Origin of the sequence: Neobacillus niacini (assembly GCF_000759675.1) — a bacterium.
GTDB classification, from domain to species: Bacteria; Bacillota; Bacilli; order Bacillales; family Cytobacillaceae; genus Neobacillus; species Neobacillus niacini_A.
This window is the reverse complement of record NZ_BAWM01000069.1, coordinates 13,769-29,517: the sequence shown is the minus strand read 5'-3', so window position 1 is coordinate 29,517 and position 15,749 is coordinate 13,769. Positions and strand designations below refer to the sequence as shown.

General features: G+C 37.1%; 16 protein-coding genes and 1 pseudogene. All 17 read right to left on the bottom strand.

Annotated elements, in window-relative coordinates:
• Positions 1 to 165 precede the first annotated feature (165 nt).
• On the bottom strand, positions 166 to 603 hold the full coding sequence (locus TR08_RS19485; RefSeq protein WP_045521070.1) for an SMI1/KNR4 family protein: 438 nt from the start codon (positions 601 to 603) through the stop codon (positions 166 to 168).
• Positions 604 to 1,082: 479 nt separating this feature from the next.
• Positions 1,083 to 1,295, bottom strand: a complete 213-nt coding sequence (locus TR08_RS19480) for a hypothetical protein (RefSeq protein WP_045521068.1) — start codon at positions 1,293 to 1,295, stop codon at positions 1,083 to 1,085.
• 298 nt (positions 1,296 to 1,593) lie between these two features.
• A complete protein-coding gene (locus TR08_RS19475; protein WP_045521067.1) occupies positions 1,594 to 2,250 on the bottom strand; it encodes a DUF3885 domain-containing protein in 657 nt (218 codons plus the stop codon).
• Between the two features lie 415 nt (positions 2,251 to 2,665).
• On the bottom strand, positions 2,666 to 3,262 hold the full coding sequence (locus TR08_RS19465; RefSeq protein WP_238579198.1) for a hypothetical protein: 597 nt from the start codon (positions 3,260 to 3,262) through the stop codon (positions 2,666 to 2,668).
• Positions 3,263 to 3,432: 170 nt separating this feature from the next.
• A complete protein-coding gene (locus TR08_RS19460) occupies positions 3,433 to 3,894 on the bottom strand; it encodes a hypothetical protein (RefSeq protein WP_045521062.1) in 462 nt (153 codons plus the stop codon).
• A gap of 339 nt (positions 3,895 to 4,233) precedes the next feature.
• Positions 4,234 to 4,707: pseudogene (locus TR08_RS19455) on the bottom strand (IS110 family transposase); the annotation flags it as partial.
• A gap of 236 nt (positions 4,708 to 4,943) precedes the next feature.
• A complete protein-coding gene (locus TR08_RS32115; RefSeq protein ID WP_152597472.1) occupies positions 4,944 to 5,078 on the bottom strand; it encodes a BA3454 family stress response protein in 135 nt (44 codons plus the stop codon).
• A 671-nt stretch (positions 5,079 to 5,749) separates the two neighbouring features.
• The gene (locus TR08_RS19450) at positions 5,750 to 6,262 is read right to left on the bottom strand and encodes a DinB family protein (RefSeq protein ID WP_045521061.1); all 513 of its coding nucleotides are present in this window, start codon (positions 6,260 to 6,262) and stop codon (positions 5,750 to 5,752) included.
• Positions 6,263 to 6,752: 490 nt separating this feature from the next.
• Positions 6,753 to 8,921 (bottom strand): transglycosylase domain-containing protein, encoded by a 2,169-nt coding sequence (locus TR08_RS19445; protein ID WP_045521060.1) that lies wholly within the window; start codon positions 8,919 to 8,921, stop codon positions 6,753 to 6,755.
• 63 nt (positions 8,922 to 8,984) lie between these two features.
• The gene (locus TR08_RS19440; RefSeq protein ID WP_045521059.1) at positions 8,985 to 9,239 is read right to left on the bottom strand and encodes a hypothetical protein; all 255 of its coding nucleotides are present in this window, start codon (positions 9,237 to 9,239) and stop codon (positions 8,985 to 8,987) included.
• A gap of 202 nt (positions 9,240 to 9,441) precedes the next feature.
• A complete protein-coding gene (locus TR08_RS19435; protein WP_274521034.1) occupies positions 9,442 to 9,849 on the bottom strand; it encodes a YbaN family protein in 408 nt (135 codons plus the stop codon).
• Positions 9,850 to 10,051: 202 nt separating this feature from the next.
• On the bottom strand, positions 10,052 to 10,510 hold the full coding sequence (locus TR08_RS19430) for a hypothetical protein (RefSeq protein ID WP_045521057.1): 459 nt from the start codon (positions 10,508 to 10,510) through the stop codon (positions 10,052 to 10,054).
• Positions 10,511 to 10,840: 330 nt separating this feature from the next.
• On the bottom strand, positions 10,841 to 12,694 hold the full coding sequence (locus TR08_RS19425; protein WP_052427535.1) for a bifunctional metallophosphatase/5'-nucleotidase: 1,854 nt from the start codon (positions 12,692 to 12,694) through the stop codon (positions 10,841 to 10,843).
• A gap of 452 nt (positions 12,695 to 13,146) precedes the next feature.
• Positions 13,147 to 13,578 carry a DUF4275 family protein gene (locus TR08_RS19420; RefSeq protein ID WP_045521055.1) on the bottom strand — a complete coding sequence of 144 codons (432 nt, stop codon included), beginning with the start codon at positions 13,576 to 13,578 and terminating at the stop codon, positions 13,147 to 13,149.
• 184 nt (positions 13,579 to 13,762) lie between these two features.
• Positions 13,763 to 13,945 (bottom strand): hypothetical protein, encoded by a 183-nt coding sequence (locus tag TR08_RS32110; protein WP_152597471.1) that lies wholly within the window; start codon positions 13,943 to 13,945, stop codon positions 13,763 to 13,765.
• 284 nt (positions 13,946 to 14,229) lie between these two features.
• Positions 14,230 to 14,832, bottom strand: a complete 603-nt coding sequence (locus tag TR08_RS19415; protein WP_045521054.1) for a hypothetical protein — start codon at positions 14,830 to 14,832, stop codon at positions 14,230 to 14,232.
• Positions 14,833 to 14,933: 101 nt separating this feature from the next.
• Positions 14,934 to 15,218 carry a hypothetical protein gene (locus TR08_RS19410; protein WP_045521053.1) on the bottom strand — a complete coding sequence of 95 codons (285 nt, stop codon included), beginning with the start codon at positions 15,216 to 15,218 and terminating at the stop codon, positions 14,934 to 14,936.
• Positions 15,219 to 15,749 lie beyond the last annotated feature (531 nt).

Sequence of the window (15,749 nt, the reverse complement as noted above, 5' to 3'; positions counted from 1 at the left end):
CTCGCTACGAGTGAATGGCTAGTTCTTTCTCGACGGGAATCCCACCCGCTATATGATACGACCTATGCTCGGCCGCACAACTGCAACGTTAGTAGAACAAGAAAAAGAGCCGCAGATACGATTCCTTGTTAAACTCAAGCCTCATGAGTTGTTGAAATTATTATCTTATAACTCTTCTTCATCATCTATGGTACGACTTAAGAAGAAATCACTAAAAGTATCCCAATAGTCTGGAGATGAAACAAACGAATGATTATGTATTCTCTGTACGTCATTACTATCACACCATAATACAGACGGCTTTTTTTCTATGTCCATTAAAATCAGGCTTGCTGGTGGCTCAGCCAAAACAATAAAATTTAAGGGTAAATTTATTGCATCCCTTAGACTTAAGGTTTCATCAATAATATTAGGACTATTCCCGTCGAATGCAAAAATACTTATGTTACCAATTAGCTCTCCACTATAAAAAGAACATATTTGTTTAAAATCATTAGGAAGTTTTATTTCTAAAGATGTCTCTATGACATTGATTTGTTTATCATTAAGTCCCTCAAGTGAATACAGATTTTCATAACGTTCCATTAACTCTCTAATTTTCATTCAAAAATAATACCTCCTAGAAGTTACAAATGATTAATATCATTCATAATTCGTTGTATTTGCTACTAATTCCTTCTGGAAGTAAACTGACAGTTAACACAACAAACAAAAAAAGACCGCCGCAGTGATCTTCATCTTTAACTATTGCACCCGTTACTTTAAGTAAATTTCTTCACAAACTAATCTGCCACATTACTTCAATAAGGAAGATGCATCTCCATTTATAGTATCAACGCACCGGCGCCCCATCCAAGAAGCACAGAAAAATGTGAAAAAACATCTTCTATTAAAAAATACCCTTCAGACCTTGCTATCTGAAGGGATTTCTTGGGTTTCTCCTATTATTATTATAAAATCTAGATTAACATTTAACATAGCCATAAAAAATCACTTCCCCAAGTCGACTGTAATAAACATCATATCTTGTCCACTTTATTACAATCTACCTGAAGAGGATAACATAAAGTCGAACTCAGACATCATCTTGGACGGAAAAATATAACAGCATTTTCCGCCTGAGCGTTTACAAATCCATTCCTAACCATACATAATACAACAGGAGCTATAGGAGCACCTACCCGTAGTAGATGTTTACACGGGGATGCGCTTCCGAGTACTTCTACTTTTGCAATATTCTCAAAATTCTCTTCATCTCTAACTATAATAACTACATCTGGCAGTCTATTACTCATACGACCACCTCCTTTTGATGTCATAAATTAAATTATTCAGTTGTACATGTAGTTGTCACGGCTTTTTTATTAATAAATATCAAGCGATATTATCATTTTAGAGCAAATGAGAGTCGCTAAGCTCTTATCGAATAAGCTACACCGCGAGGCTGCTATGGTGAATTAATCGGCAGCTTCGTTCCGCTAACGGGGAACGTTCAAACAACCGCCCTATCTAAAAACTGGTTTTTCTGGGTCTATTTTTGTATGCCTTTTTTCAGTTTTTATTTTCATGGGAGTTGAAGATGAACGTTATGTTCTACTTAAACAAGTGATCAATTCTTTTGCGATCATAATCTAATATCCAATCGTTAAATTCTTCATAAAGATAACGAATATCCTCTTTATCGGCTGCTAAAATATCGCAGCCACGATCATCATATAAGTGAAAAATTATTTTTTTAGTTAGATTAACAAAATAAATTTCATATCCACTTTCTTGATTATTTTTCAAGATAGTAGATGAATGTGCAAAGTCCTCATAACAAATGGCTTTTAATAGTGGGGCATACCTAATAGTGTCTTTTTTACACTGAAGGATAAATCTATGAATAACCATCTGATCTACTTCATCTTCGAAGAATCTAACAAAAAGTTGATGGTGTAATTTGTATAATAGATCTTTATCTTTTAAATACTTCTTATACACATTTAAAGGTTTCCTCTGCAGAAAGTGATTGTTCCTTGTAGTTAGCACATCGGTAACCAGCAGAATTTCATCTCTCTCATCAAACACCTTTTTAAACAAAGTAATGGAACGTTGAAAAGTTTGTTTCAAATTTTCTATTGCATAGTGTGGTATTATCGGATTTGAAATTTCAAACCTAATACTATTACTCCAAGAATAAAATAGAGGTGGTTCTAAAATTAGACCCTCAAAATTCTGATTTAAAAATGAATATAAATTTTTAATCATTTTTCCTCCAACCAGATTTATTTACAATAACCGTAAAATAACTTTTTCTAGAAAAGCACCCATTAAGTGAAGAATGGGTAATAGATTATTAAAAGAACTCCTAATAGAATAAGACCAAAGATAATGATTAAACCACTTGTATCTAGTAAGACACCTAATAATACCCAAAATAAATAGAGAATTTTATACTTTGTACTTTCACCCTTATTATTTTTGTAGGCATCTTTAATTAGCCACCCTAAAATGCTACATCCAACAACAACCAATATTATGCTTAATAGTCATTATTTTCATAAATTTCCCCTCGGTTATTAAATAATTTTTTTAATATCTTATTTAACTATTCTGCCCATTAGTCGAATAATAAAAAAGACCGCCGCAGCGATCATCTTCTTTAACTCTTGCACCTGTTAGTTTAATACGAACCTACAAAATACCAATTTTCATCTAACTTTTCTATTTGTTTAAAATCTCCATCAAAATCACTTTGACTTGGCTTTTTATCATTAGGTGAATACACGAACCCAGAGAAATTATCTAATATTCCACGGTAAGTGAAAAATAAAATTAAGTTACCGTTTTTTTCAATAACGATTTCCCCACCACCTTTAGATAGTTGGTCGTATTTTTTAGGTAAATGGATAAGTAATGAATCGTATGAAACATTCGGTTTAAGAGTACCTTGTTCCACCATTTCCACCACTTCTTCTCTTTCTGATTTATTCATTTTGAAGTCCAAATTTAACATAACTTGAGTGAAAGGAAAGAACAGCCATAATATGGTGGTTAATAACTGGATAGTAAACGGCTTCCAATCCTTATTTTTAAATAAATTGAGAATTGTCTTTACTGTAATGACAATAAAAAATCCAAATACCACTAACCAAATAGGTAGCATTAAAAATTCTGTTATTATTTCAATCAAGTTCCATTGAAAAAAAGCAATTAAAATAACCAATATGCTACTTGCTAACGACAAGAAGAAAAGTCGATTATGTTTCAAGTTTTTCACTCTCTCAAAGTATAGTTTTGCTTCAATGTATAGATAAAATCATAAGAATACCAATAGTGTTATTTGTCAAACCTTCTTCAAGTAACCTGCTTCGTTAGCTGAATAATAAAAAAGGACCGCCGCAGCAACCCTAGTTCTTCAACTCTTGCACCCGTTAGTTGAACAAGTCTTTAGCTTCCAGGCTTATTCTTTATAACTTTAATAATAAAAATAATAGCTAAAATACCCAATATTAGATAAACAAAAATGCCTTGTTGTCCATAAAAAAATCCATAAAAAGAACTTTTTACTTCATATTTCCCATCTCTATCAGCCTTTAAATACCGACCATCTGATTCTTCAATAGCTAATGATTCTTCTGTACTAATACCTTTGATCGAATAATACTTAGTCCCTTTTTTAAAGGCATTAGAGAAATTTCCAGGATAAGATTTCATATCTGAATACATAGTAACGTGACCTATCTCAGTATCAATTTCTGTTACATACTCATCGCTTACTACATAAATATAATCTTCCCAAACTACAAATGGATAAGCCCAAGAAGTTGCTAGTGACTTAGTTGAAAAAATAAAAGAACTAAAAAAAAGCAATAACATTACTAAAGAAAATAAATGCTGATTTATCTTCATAAAATTCCCTCTTATCGGAAACTGACGTATTATTTGTTGTCTTAGTTTATTATTCTTTCTTGTTCAACTCCCTCAGTTTGATACGAATATCTCTCGAATGCTCACTTATTCGCAGGATTTCATAACACTTGTTTTTGTATTTACGGGTAATTGAAATGAGTTCAGATCAATTTGGCTTCGTGAAGGCATAGTTAAATAAAGGATTCAGCCACCACTCCATATTTTACCATATAATGTACATCTCCACGCGTCCCTGGAGGCTTTCCCTCCCATGTCTCAACGGGTCAGTTGCCCTCTCATTCCTTCGTCATGCCTATCCAAGGGGTTGATGGCCAGTTATGCTAACCTGATGGGTAGCTTCTCAAATGATTCTGATGATGGGCGAATAATGGAGTAATAACCGTTTTTGACCATATCCGCGATAACGAGTGCATCTTTTTTATCACTCTTAGATTGAGTATTATCACGATTTTCTTTATTCCTTTTTACTTAGTGGGGATTGACTGTTACTACCTCAATGTTTTGGTAATATTACCATTTTGATAGGTTTAGCCAGTAATGGCCTGTAGACTCCATACCTACTATTGCTGCATCTAATTTCTTTAGTCTTTTTAACTCTTGGATCCAATTTAATAGTTTAATAAACCCTTCTTCATTATTTTCAAAAGAAAGAGAATCTCCAACTACAATTCCACGGAAGTTAACTGCTCTTGCGACGCGTAGTTGTTGAGCGATATCCACACCAACGATAAGATGTGTATCGGAAATTCTTTCTATTAGTTGATTTTGTTTGTCTTGCATTTTAAAATTCATAGTAGGGCTTCCTCCTTAAGAGTCTGAGTTAGAGTGGTGTCTATACTCATATCTTACTGAGGGGCTTTATTTTTTTCAAACCTGATATTTAACGATCTACAGGAATGCTAACCTGCTTCTTTAGTTAAACAAAAAAAGCCGCCATTGGCAGCTAGATTTCAAGTAAAGGAAGCTATCCAAAATCTATACTTCAAGTGGAAGTTCCATTCAATCCTTTTAATCCAAGGATCCAGTATTTAATTTGCCCATTGTTTCAGAACTTGTTCTTGTGCTATACGATAAACTTCTTCTTCTGTTTGGTTTTTGGTAGCTATTACGTTGGTTTGATAGACTTTACCTTTATGTGTTACATAGATTGTATACTTGTACATTTTGTTCTATCTCCTTTATTTAATTCTAACTTTTTGGTTCATTCCACTTCTCTAATAAATCCAATTTCATTTTGTTATTCCTACAAATGTTTTTTAACTTTTTTATATTTTACAAATAAAATGAAATTGATTAAAGCTAAATAAAAGGTCAAGATTTGACAAATTCTCTACTTAACAAAAATTTATATACTCACTAGCAATGGTAATGACTGGAAAAGTCAATAAAATCAACAAACTTTGTATGATTCCAATCTCTTATGTATTTTGTTACACTTCCTAGAATGCAGAAAAATGTCGAAATATAAAAACAAAAAAAGGCTGGCTCCTTATACCGATCTTAAATTACCTTTTTGTATTAATCTTTGAAACTAAATAGCCCCAAAGTAAAAAAAAACACCTTAGATAAGATGAATTTCTTACATATTTATTAAACTAACGCACCCGTTAGTTTAAGTGTAATCCTTCACAATCTCTTCTACACCTTAATATAACTCCAATCACTAATAAGTGTTGTTCCAGAATCCAGTACAATACAAATAGACGCCTCCTTATTCAAGAAAAGCGCCCTATTCTGGAATTACTCAGGTCGTTGAAACATGTTCACACCTTATTACATTAGCACTCTTTTATTGAAGAATTTTTATAAAAATATAAGACCTCCAGACGAGTTATCATGAAGTTTGGGGCATAAATAGGTAAAGTCCATAATCTTGCATCACGGAGGTGTGTCCCATTTGCCGTAACATGGTAGCTATATTGCCACGGTGATATGATCCGTGAGTAACAACGTGTAGTACCGATTCAGAAACAGAAGTTTCAAGCTCCCCAGCATATGGGTTATCAACCACTATTACCTTTTCAATATTTTCTTGGTTGTTCAGAAGTTCTTTGTAACGTTCAGATAATCCTAAAAAGATCTTTCTCATTTCTTCAATACTTTTCGTTTCGATCTGTTCTCTTAATTGATTCGTGGTTGCGATTGCTTCATTCATACTTTTACCTGAGATAATGTCAAACCATGCATAATCAGTGAGATAAATGTGGGACATCACCTTTGATATCGAAGAAAAGCCAGTCTGAATTTCCTTATGATAAATGTCTTGCGGAAATTCTTTTAAACGATCAATAATAACTCCATTTGCCCATATGTGGTAGTCGTACATTTTTAATGCGGGATGCGTCATTTTAAATTTCCTCCTTTTTTTCATTATCTTGAATTTTCCAATTGATTCTTAATTATAAATAACTTACTTACAAATTCTGGAGGTAAATATAATTATTCTGTTTTAATTACAAAAATCCTTCTACAACTTAACTGCAGTTAGCTCATAATCCTTATTTCATTAAATGGCCCGATTGTTGAACACAAGTTAAACACTACTCTTCAAAAAAACTGCTTACGTTAGCACAAAAAGAAAAGACCGCCGCAGCGGTCCCTTATTTAACTCTTGCACCCGTTACTTTAAGTACATTTCTTCACATTCTCAAGTAACATGAACAATTGGGAGATTTTGCTCCCACATAAAAAAGACCGTATAAATAACGGTCATGTGTATTTAATCTGTTAAAGTTTATTTTGAATTTAACGAGATTTTCTGATTAACTATCTATTGTCTTAATATGTGAAATCACCCTACTATTGAAGTGGAACAATGGAAGAAAAAAATATCTATCTTAACCATGCTTATTATTCTTTTTCTCTTCCTTTTTTCCTCGCTTCTCTTCCTCTTTTTTCAGTTTTTCTGCCTCTTTTTTAACTTTCTCTTCCTCTTTATTTCCGCCATTATTAGGAGGAATGATGACATCGTTCTTTGGTGGAACTTCTGCAGAATCAATTCCTTTTATATAAAGTTCATTATTCACACTGTAGACACTTTCTGGCTGCTGGAAATTGGCTGTGTCCATTCCAAAAGCTTCCATCATGGCTTTAAACATTAACTGCGAGATTTTCGTTGTATTTCCACTCATATAGGTACCCGGTCCGTTTTGAGCGTAACCCGTCCAGACGGACATGGTGTATTGTGGCGTATATCCTGCGAACCAGCTATCATTTGTAGCTTCGCCAGGGTATCCATATTTAGCTCGGGTTTTTTCATCAAAATTGGTTGTTCCTGTTTTCCCGGCAACATCCAGACTAGGAACATTTGCTGTTGTTCCTGTCCCAGCATCTACGACTGTGCGTAACATATCAGTTACCATATAGGCAGTGTAATCCTGCATAACACGTTTTGATTCCCCCGCAAATTGAACCTCTGTACCATCCGCCAAAACAACCTTTTGGACGAAATGCGGTTTATTGTATAGACCACTGTTTCCAAAGGAACTGTAGGCCCCTGCCATGTCTAAAGGACTAACGGTATTGCTGCCGATCGAGTAGGATTCATATACTTCATTACTTTTAAACGTAATCCCCAGTGATTCTGCAAAACTCTTAGCCTTATCCATCCCAACCTCTCTCATGGCGAACAGCGCCGGGATATTGTATGAATTTTGCAGTGCCGTCCGCATCGTCAGCATTCCATGATACTGATGATCCCAGTTGGAAATGGGCTGACCCGTTGAATAGGTGGTCTTCTGGTCATTGATCAAATGAGCAGTGGACCATTTTAAGTTTTCAATTGCTGGCCCATAATCAAAAATCGGCTTGAAGGATGATCCAGGTTGACGTTTAATATCGACGGCAAAGTTGTGACCTAAAAATTGAGCTTTATAGTCATTTCGGCCACTCCCGATTGCCCTGACTTCACCCGTTTTGGTATCTAAAAAAACGAAGGCTCCCTGAAAATTCGCATCCGGATAGGCAATGATTTCACTGGTATTCATCATTTTGTCTGCAAAATCCTGTGCTTTTGGATCCAAGGTTGTATAAATCGACAATCCGTCCTTACTGATGTCCGCATCCTTTAGTTTTCCCTTTACCTCTTTCACGGCTGCATCCAAAAAGGCTTCATAAGGCATACTTTGCTGCGTGTCTCTTGCTACAAGTCCCTCTGTGACAAGAACTTTTTCTGCTTCCTTCATTTGTTTTTCCGTGATATAGCCATCTCGAAGCATTGAGCTTAAGACAATGTGACGGCGCTTCGTGGCTGCTTCTTGGTTTTCCGGTATGGTAGGATCATAATTATTCGGACTCTGTGTCAGTCCAGCGATCAGCGCTGCCTGTGCCAGCGTCATGTTTTTCAAATCATTGGACTCAATACCATAGTAATTCTTCGCTGCGGCAGCCACTCCATAAGAGCGGTTTCCAAGGTAGATTTTGTTTAAGTACATCATTAAAATATCCTGCTTGGAATATTCATTTTCCAACTTATACGCTAAGTCCCATTCTTGCACTTTACGTTTCACTGTTTTCTCTGGAGACAAAAAAGAATTTTTAATGACTTGCTGTGTAATCGTACTGCCTCCCTGAGATCCGAAATCCCCTGTTACGTTCAAGAATATCGCCTTGGCTGTCCTTTTAAGGTCGATCCCATGATGTTCATAAAAATGAGAATCCTCGGTAGCAATAAAGGCCTGCTCCAAAAATTTGGGCACTTGATCGTACGTAATTTTTGTCCGTTTTTCCTTCCCGTATTCATAAAGGAAGTTTCCGTCTTTATCATAAAATTTAGTAGAAAGCGGATCCACTAGCTTAGAAGAATCTAAAGCAGGTGTCCCCTTAATCATTGAAGCGAACGTAATGGCAACTGATCCTGTCGAAACAAGACCGAGCACCAAACAGACAATGACCAGTTTTTTTAACAAAGATCCTTTTTTTAGTATTCCAATACTTCTTTGTTTGTTTTTACTTTTTTTTTCAGCTTGTTTTCGTTCCTCACGAGATTGATACGTTTCTTCTGACATTCATCTTCTCTCCCATGTAAAGTAAATCAAAGTTAATATAAAATTAAAAAGCCTTTTCTATAATTATAGTTTAATGAGATTAATATTCGGATCATCGTTTTCATGAACTCCTATATAACGGATTGAAGAACGATTAATCCAATATTCCCCTTGGTCACCTTTAGCAAGAAAGTATTTGCGTTGTTCAATCTTTTTTACTATTTCTTGTATAACTTGTTCCTTACTAACAACAGCCTCTTTCAGTATTCTTTCTCGTTTAATATCATCCTCTAAGGTATAACAAACCACAATTTCCTTTATACTAACTCCCCTATTCATAACTCACAAAGTTGATATCAACCTCTAAAAATCTGCAGTAGGCTGTTAAATTACATGAGCCTAATTAAATAGGTTCGTAAGAAACCTTAAATATATGGGGGATTCGGGGTTACTTTCTACTTCATCTTAAGCCAAAAATTAAAAAGAGCTGCCGAAGCAACTCCTTTATTGAAGTAAAGGTCCCGTTATTTGAAGAAAATTTTCAAGAAGCTCTTTGTTTCGTACTGTTTCGGTCAATTGTCTTAATTTTTTTAATGAAATAATAATGTTTGTAGAGGGCCAGCAATACCAACAGGATTTTCACTAAAAGGATGTCCACATAAAATACAGAAATTACGATGAAGAAATCGGCAACTAAATTGATTCTGATTTTCTCTTTTAGAGTCATACCTTTTTTTTGTAGGAATGATTCAACGTATTTTTCATATAATGAGGTGCGTTTGAACCAGTTTTCAATCGACTTGGAACTTTTCGCAAAGCAAAAAGCAGCAAATAAGTAAAACGGACCGCCCGGTAGAACTGGTAACACAGTCCCTGCAACTCCAATCACAAGAGATATGGATCCAAGAAGCAAAAATAGGATACTTTTTACTTTTTTAATTGTAATCACCTTTTTATTTATATTCTAATCCCTGATAACGTAAAGAGGAAGTCCAATTGATTCAATATCACTGATTAGTATCTTACCATTTTCTTCTTGAACCTGCTTCGTTAGCACAACAAAAATGCCACCTTTATTGGCAGCACGTTCTTCAATTTCTAATTGGCCCCTTAAAATTGCAAGCAAAACCAGAATGTTTAGGGAGTTAATATTATCTGTAATGTTCTTTGGTTATCCCAAAATCTTTATTCTTACCAAGCTTATACCTTTTATGAATGAAAATTACTTTGCCTTCCGGATCGTTCTCATTTATAAATTGATTTACTAAATCATCACTTTTGCCTCCATAATACACGTAATAAAGATACTGGCACCCAGACGAAAGAAGTTTTTCCATTGTTTTAGGCTTTAATGCTGATTCATTCTCTATAGCAACGATTGGAACTTTATCCTTCAGCCAAACAACATCAATAAGGCCTTTCTTGTCGGGGAAATTGATTATTTCTAAAACTCTATATTCCATCTCGCCTTTAAGGGAAAATCGATTGGCCAAGGTACAATAATCTCTTTGAAGGACTGTATGAAGATGGTTTCTGGTCTTTGGTTCAATCTTGTTATAAACTTGGTCTAAAACTTTTTCTAAAGTAAATTTTAAAACGTATGCATCCATCTTATTTATTATTTCCCTCCGTTCAAATAACTCTTCTTAGCCTAAGCCACATAAACTATCTATACTATTCTTTCTTTAATCGTCAAATCCTTCTTCAACAAACCTGCATCGTTAGCTGAACAAGCAAAAAGACCGCCGCAGCGATCTCATCTTTAACTATTGCACCCGTTAGCACAATAACTTTAAAAAAACCAACTAATCTTCTTATGTGAAGGTAGCTGGGTTTTTAAAACTTGGATGTGCAAAATAACACTTAAAACGTACGCAAATTATCGGTCAAAGTGACAACCCGGAACCTACGTTAGTCGCCACTCGGCGGGATGGAAGAAACTACTCCGTTACAGCATAGTTTACACGGCCCAGCTCCGGAGCGCTAATAGTGTCCTGTTGGGACATCCAGTCCTGGAAGGCCCAGTGATCCATGTCGCTGCGAACAGGATCGGTGCCGGACTTCAACGCCGTGAAGCCGTCCATGCCCAGCGCAATTCGGGACGGAACGGCCACGCGATACGTGACGTTGTCTTTGACGTCCTTACCGTTGACCTTCAGATCCGTAACTCGAACACCGTGCAATAGCCATGGATCCAGCTGCAGGTTCACGTTGCCGGAAACCGACAACGGAACATAGGTCTCCTTAGAGTTCTGGTCCAGTTGCCACTGCTGCTCAAAGAGCTCGCGAAGCTGGTTGCCCTTGACCGAAATGGTCACGATCGACGACGCCGATCCCTGAACCGTCCAGCTCTCACCAAACAGGATGATTCCGTTGCTGTCGCTGGGATTCGATCCGGCTTTGTAGATGAGCGGATTGCGGACCTGGCGCGGGTGAGTAATCGCTAGATCAACAGTGCCGTTCTTCGGCTCGAGTCCCTGAGCAATATCCAGGTAGGCGTCGGCAACCAAGTTCCCGATCTCAGACTCTCCGTCGGCATCCTTGGTGGCCGTGACGTCTTCCGCAAGCGTTCCGAGGGGCTGAGCCCAACGTGCGCTGGCCACCGCATTCCAGTGGTCGACCATTTTCGCCACGGTCGGGTCAGCCGGAACGTCGCGAGTCACCGGAATGTTCTCTGCCGTAATGCTCGCGCGATCAATGTCGGCGTTGGCCGGGTCGATCTGAAAACGGATATCGCCGAAGGTCCGGCCATGATGGCCGGGAGTGATGACCGGTCGCGGGCTGCCGTCAGGATCTTGCACAACACAGGTTGCCGCGGAGTGCCAGTGCCCTCCCACCACCACGTCAATAGCCGGGGACGCCTGCGAGGCAAGACGGTTGAGCGGACCGCCGCTCACAGCGCACTCGTTGTACGTGCCGGAATTCCAGTCTCCCTCATGGGCGAGCACAACAATGGCCTCAACGCCCTGCCTCTGAAGGTCATCAGCCGCCCGGTTGACGGCCGGTAGCATGCTTCCTACCACCATCTGGTCAACCTGATAGGAAGAGAAAATCCGTTCCGAGTCCGGTGCGGTCACGCCGATGAAACCAACCTTGGACCGAGTTCCGTCTGCACCCGTGACCTCTTGGACGTACGTGGAGGGCAGCATGGATGCTGGGTTCTTTTGCGAGCCATTTGCCGGGTAAATGTTGCTGGAAATCACGGGGAAATCCATTCCCGCGAACGCTTCGCCACTAGAGGTCTCGAAGCACGAGTCCACGCCAACCTCACCGAAGCATTCGCCCTCCATCATGTGAGACGTCAAAAAGTCCAATGAGATGTCCAGTTCGTGGTTTCCCGCGGAGGAAACATCAATGTCGAGGTAGTTCAGGAACTCCACGGTGGGCTCGTCGCGGGAGAACATGGTCTGCCATGGCCAGCCGGAGAAATTGTCGCCATTGGAGACGCGGATGGAGTTTTGTTGCCCTTCGGCAGCTTTGTTGAGTTGGGTGGACAGGTATGCGGCACCGCCCACGGTGAGGGTTTGGCCGTCTTGAGTCTTCAGAGCGGCGTCCGCACCGGTGGTCGGCGCGAGGTAACCATGGAAATCCGTGATGGCGAGAAGCTGAACGTCAATAGGTTCGGCTTCAAAGATCGTCAGTGACTCATCCTTTTTCGAAGATTGCGCCGTATGCTCATCAAGGACGGAGGATGGATCCAGACTTTTTGGTACAGATTCAGCTAATGCCGGAGACACCATACTTAGTATTAGTGAAGTAATTAGAGACAAAGACAGTAAAAATTTAGATTTCATCCACAAAACTCCTCAAAAAATAATTTTATCACTATTATCCTAGCAATTCTTTGTTAAGGGAACGTGTGGATTTTGTGTAAAATTTGTAAATAAATGTATTATTATGAAAAATGAGTAAATATACCCACTATTGTATCGGATTAAATTCATAAATATATGACAAAGTAAATAAGAAAAGCGCAAGCGCATTGCATAGCCCCGACAAGCTTAAGACATGCCTCGCAGGACGGTCCTGCCCTCCGGAGGGGGATGGCTTAAGGTCTCGAGAGGCTAGGCGCTGGAGCTGGACAGTTATCTAAGTACAGAAATTATACTAAATTATTTAATAAGAAAAAGGATTGCCGCCACAACCCTTCTTGAACTCAAGCACCCGTTAGTGGAACAAGAAAAAGAGCCGCAGCTACGACTCTTTCTTAAACTCAAGCACCCGTTAGCTTAATAAGAAAAATTTACTATTCCTCCACTAACTGATAAAAATAGGGTCCGCAATATTCTTCATGAGTACAAACATATGTCCATATAAAATTTGAATCAACTATATAAACATCATCTATATAACCTTCAAATTCCTTTACAATATCTTCTACCTTTAAACTTCTGGCATTTTCAAGCATTAATGAATTTTCTTGGTCCTGGTAAAAAATATAGCACCCATCTTTTTTAACCTTATTAAAGGCATCCCTTGCTTTTTGTCCTTCTAAACAGGAAATCTTATTAAAGCTAAATACATGCCATAAGTGTTGATAAAAATTGATTTTGTTTTTTTGGGATTTACTAAGATTCTTTGCAAATGCCTCTTCCCATTGTTTTTTAAGCTCTTCATTTTTTCTCTTCAATTCTTTAACGAGGACACCCTTAGACGTTAACACCTCTATCTGTTCCATTTTTATCCCTCAATCCCGTTTTTACTTATCAAGAGGTTTCCCCATTAAATACAACAAAATAAACGAATTCTTATTGAACTAACCTGCCCCGTTAGCTCAATAACAAAAAAGAATCGCCGCTGAAATCCCTGTTCTTGAACTATTGCACCCGTTAGTTGAACAAGATTTTGACAGTGCATAAGTCTTATCTTTCAGACTTCTTTTTAAAAACAAAGAAAATCAATAAACAAATGACCAAATATATTAATGCTTGACCAGTTAAATCTTCACTAAGAAAATTGTGAATGCCATTGGCACGAAGTATGGAACGAATAACAACGGAAAGAATTGCAGCGATAAATATAGAAATAAAGACTCTTTTGCCCATAAAATTTCACTCACTTTTTGGTATTTTATCTTAAATATTTTAATACATAGGTCGTAAATGGTATTCAAATTCCTCCACCTAGATGACCAATAACAATCCAACTTAATAAATATTATACCATTCCTTCTTCAGCTAAACTGCCCCGTTAGCACAATAAGAAAAAGGCTGCCGCAGCAACCTGATCTTAAAGTAAAGCACCCGTTACTTTAAGTACAATTCTTCACAAACTTCCCCTTTGCTAAAAAAAAGAGACTATTCCAATATTGAAAAGTCCCCAATTTATATTATAAATGCATTACAAGCTCAAGACCTGTTGGTCTGCCTTTGAATGGAGTTTGATATTCTTTAAAGTTCAAATCCAATCCAGAAATATTGTCTGGTAACGGAGGAGACACAATAAAGTTATAACTAATGTGTCCATCAGTTCCTCCACCACCAGTTACTCTACAATCATATCCTTCCCCTAACCATAACTCCCAAAAACTATGCCGATGAAACCTTTCCCTATTTGGATCCATTTCAGGTTCCCAATCAATATTAAAATTAACAACACTTGCATTTCCGTATTGCCTAATAAATGTTACGGAATACAAACACTTGTCTTTTTCTACAGACTTTAAGACTGGTATATACTTTTGAAAATCTATTGGTTCAACCTGCGGTCGGAAATGGTCATCATTTTCTAATACACCGAATAAAGACCTTAGCAAGTCCTCATAAAGATTAAACTTTTCTGCCCACTTTGAAATATCTTCAAGCGGTGGAAAACCTGGGTTATTATTTGAGATTTCCTTTCTTTGTTTTAGCAAAGAACATATTTGTTCATCGATTGGGATTAGACGTTCATCATAATGCTCCGTCGGTTGGTCAAAATGCATTCGTTTCATTACATCACCACCTCAAACTTATTAAAAATGTTTAGTATAATATTAACAAAATTTGGTATTTGAAGGAATCTTTTTTATTCAACTATCCTGACCCGTTAGCCCTACAACCCTAAAATCTTAACAGTAATAATGAGGAACAATAAAATAATATTTAGCCAGACAAAAAATTTAATCATAACCTCAGCCCAAAACTTTCTACGCAAACCAAAATAAAGGATAACACAAAAAAATAAAAGGCTAATAACTATGCCAACTCCAGAAACTTTTTCAATTCCCAAATCAAAAACGTCAATGAATGTATGTATTAAAACAGAGATAACAAATAAAAAAATGTAAATCTTAAATTTTTTTTCTTTTCTCTCGAACTCATCTTTAAATTCATACATTTTTCTTACCTCAACTTTTCTTCCTTTTCCTTAAGTTTAACAAATATGGTTCTTCAACTAAACTGCTTCGTTAGTGGAACAAGAAAAAAGCTGCCTCAGCAGCCCTGTTCTTAAACTCTTGCACCCGTTACTTTAAGTACAATACTTCACAAAGTAATGAATAATTCTCATCAAAAATACTGTAATCATTCCTCTCTCACAGTTGAAGGTTTTATGCCTTTCTTTATAACTAAACAAATTGATGTTTTCGTTACCGGACCATAAGATACCTTTTATGTAAGTCACCAACTATTTCCCACAAGTTACCCTTCAATTTTATTCCACTTACTGGAATAATGCAGACTTGAAAGGAATTTCATCATACAATTTGATTAGAAAGTCAATGAGAGGAGGGAATTATAAGTACAGATATTGACAGACATCGAGAGCAGAAACGATTATACTTTTAGGTGAAAAGAGGTGTCAGAAATTTGAAACTTTTCCTTAATATTGACAAAGCATTTAAAGAAACAAAAGTTACCATAGAAGGAA

Excerpts from the sequence above, each read along its gene's own strand:
- TR08_RS19460 (WP_045521062.1), bottom strand. The coding sequence starts at position 3,894 with ATGAAGATAAATCAGCATTTATTTTCTTTAGTAATGTTATTGCTTTTT.
- TR08_RS19450 (WP_045521061.1), bottom strand. The coding sequence starts at position 6,262 with ATGACGCATCCCGCATTAAAAATGTACGACTACCACATATGGGCAAAT.
- TR08_RS32110 (WP_152597471.1), bottom strand. The coding sequence starts at position 13,945 with ATGGGCAAAAGAGTCTTTATTTCTATATTTATCGCTGCAATTCTTTCC.
- TR08_RS19440 (WP_045521059.1), bottom strand. The coding sequence starts at position 9,239 with ATGAATAGGGGAGTTAGTATAAAGGAAATTGTGGTTTGTTATACCTTA.
- TR08_RS32115 (WP_152597472.1), bottom strand. The coding sequence starts at position 5,078 with ATGTACAAGTATACAATCTATGTAACACATAAAGGTAAAGTCTATCAA.
- TR08_RS19410 (WP_045521053.1), bottom strand. The coding sequence starts at position 15,218 with ATGTATGAATTTAAAGATGAGTTCGAGAGAAAAGAAAAAAAATTTAAG.
- TR08_RS19480 (WP_045521068.1), bottom strand. The coding sequence starts at position 1,295 with ATGAGTAATAGACTGCCAGATGTAGTTATTATAGTTAGAGATGAAGAG.
- TR08_RS19415 (WP_045521054.1), bottom strand. The coding sequence starts at position 14,832 with ATGAAACGAATGCATTTTGACCAACCGACGGAGCATTATGATGAACGT.
- TR08_RS19420 (WP_045521055.1), bottom strand. The coding sequence starts at position 13,578 with ATGGAACAGATAGAGGTGTTAACGTCTAAGGGTGTCCTCGTTAAAGAA.
- TR08_RS19445 (WP_045521060.1), bottom strand. The coding sequence starts at position 8,921 with ATGTCAGAAGAAACGTATCAATCTCGTGAGGAACGAAAACAAGCTGAA.
- TR08_RS19430 (WP_045521057.1), bottom strand. The coding sequence starts at position 10,510 with ATGGATGCATACGTTTTAAAATTTACTTTAGAAAAAGTTTTAGACCAA.
- TR08_RS19485 (WP_045521070.1), bottom strand. The coding sequence starts at position 603 with ATGAAAATTAGAGAGTTAATGGAACGTTATGAAAATCTGTATTCACTT.
- TR08_RS19425 (WP_052427535.1), bottom strand. The coding sequence starts at position 12,694 with ATGAAATCTAAATTTTTACTGTCTTTGTCTCTAATTACTTCACTAATA.
- TR08_RS19475 (WP_045521067.1), bottom strand. The coding sequence starts at position 2,250 with ATGATTAAAAATTTATATTCATTTTTAAATCAGAATTTTGAGGGTCTA.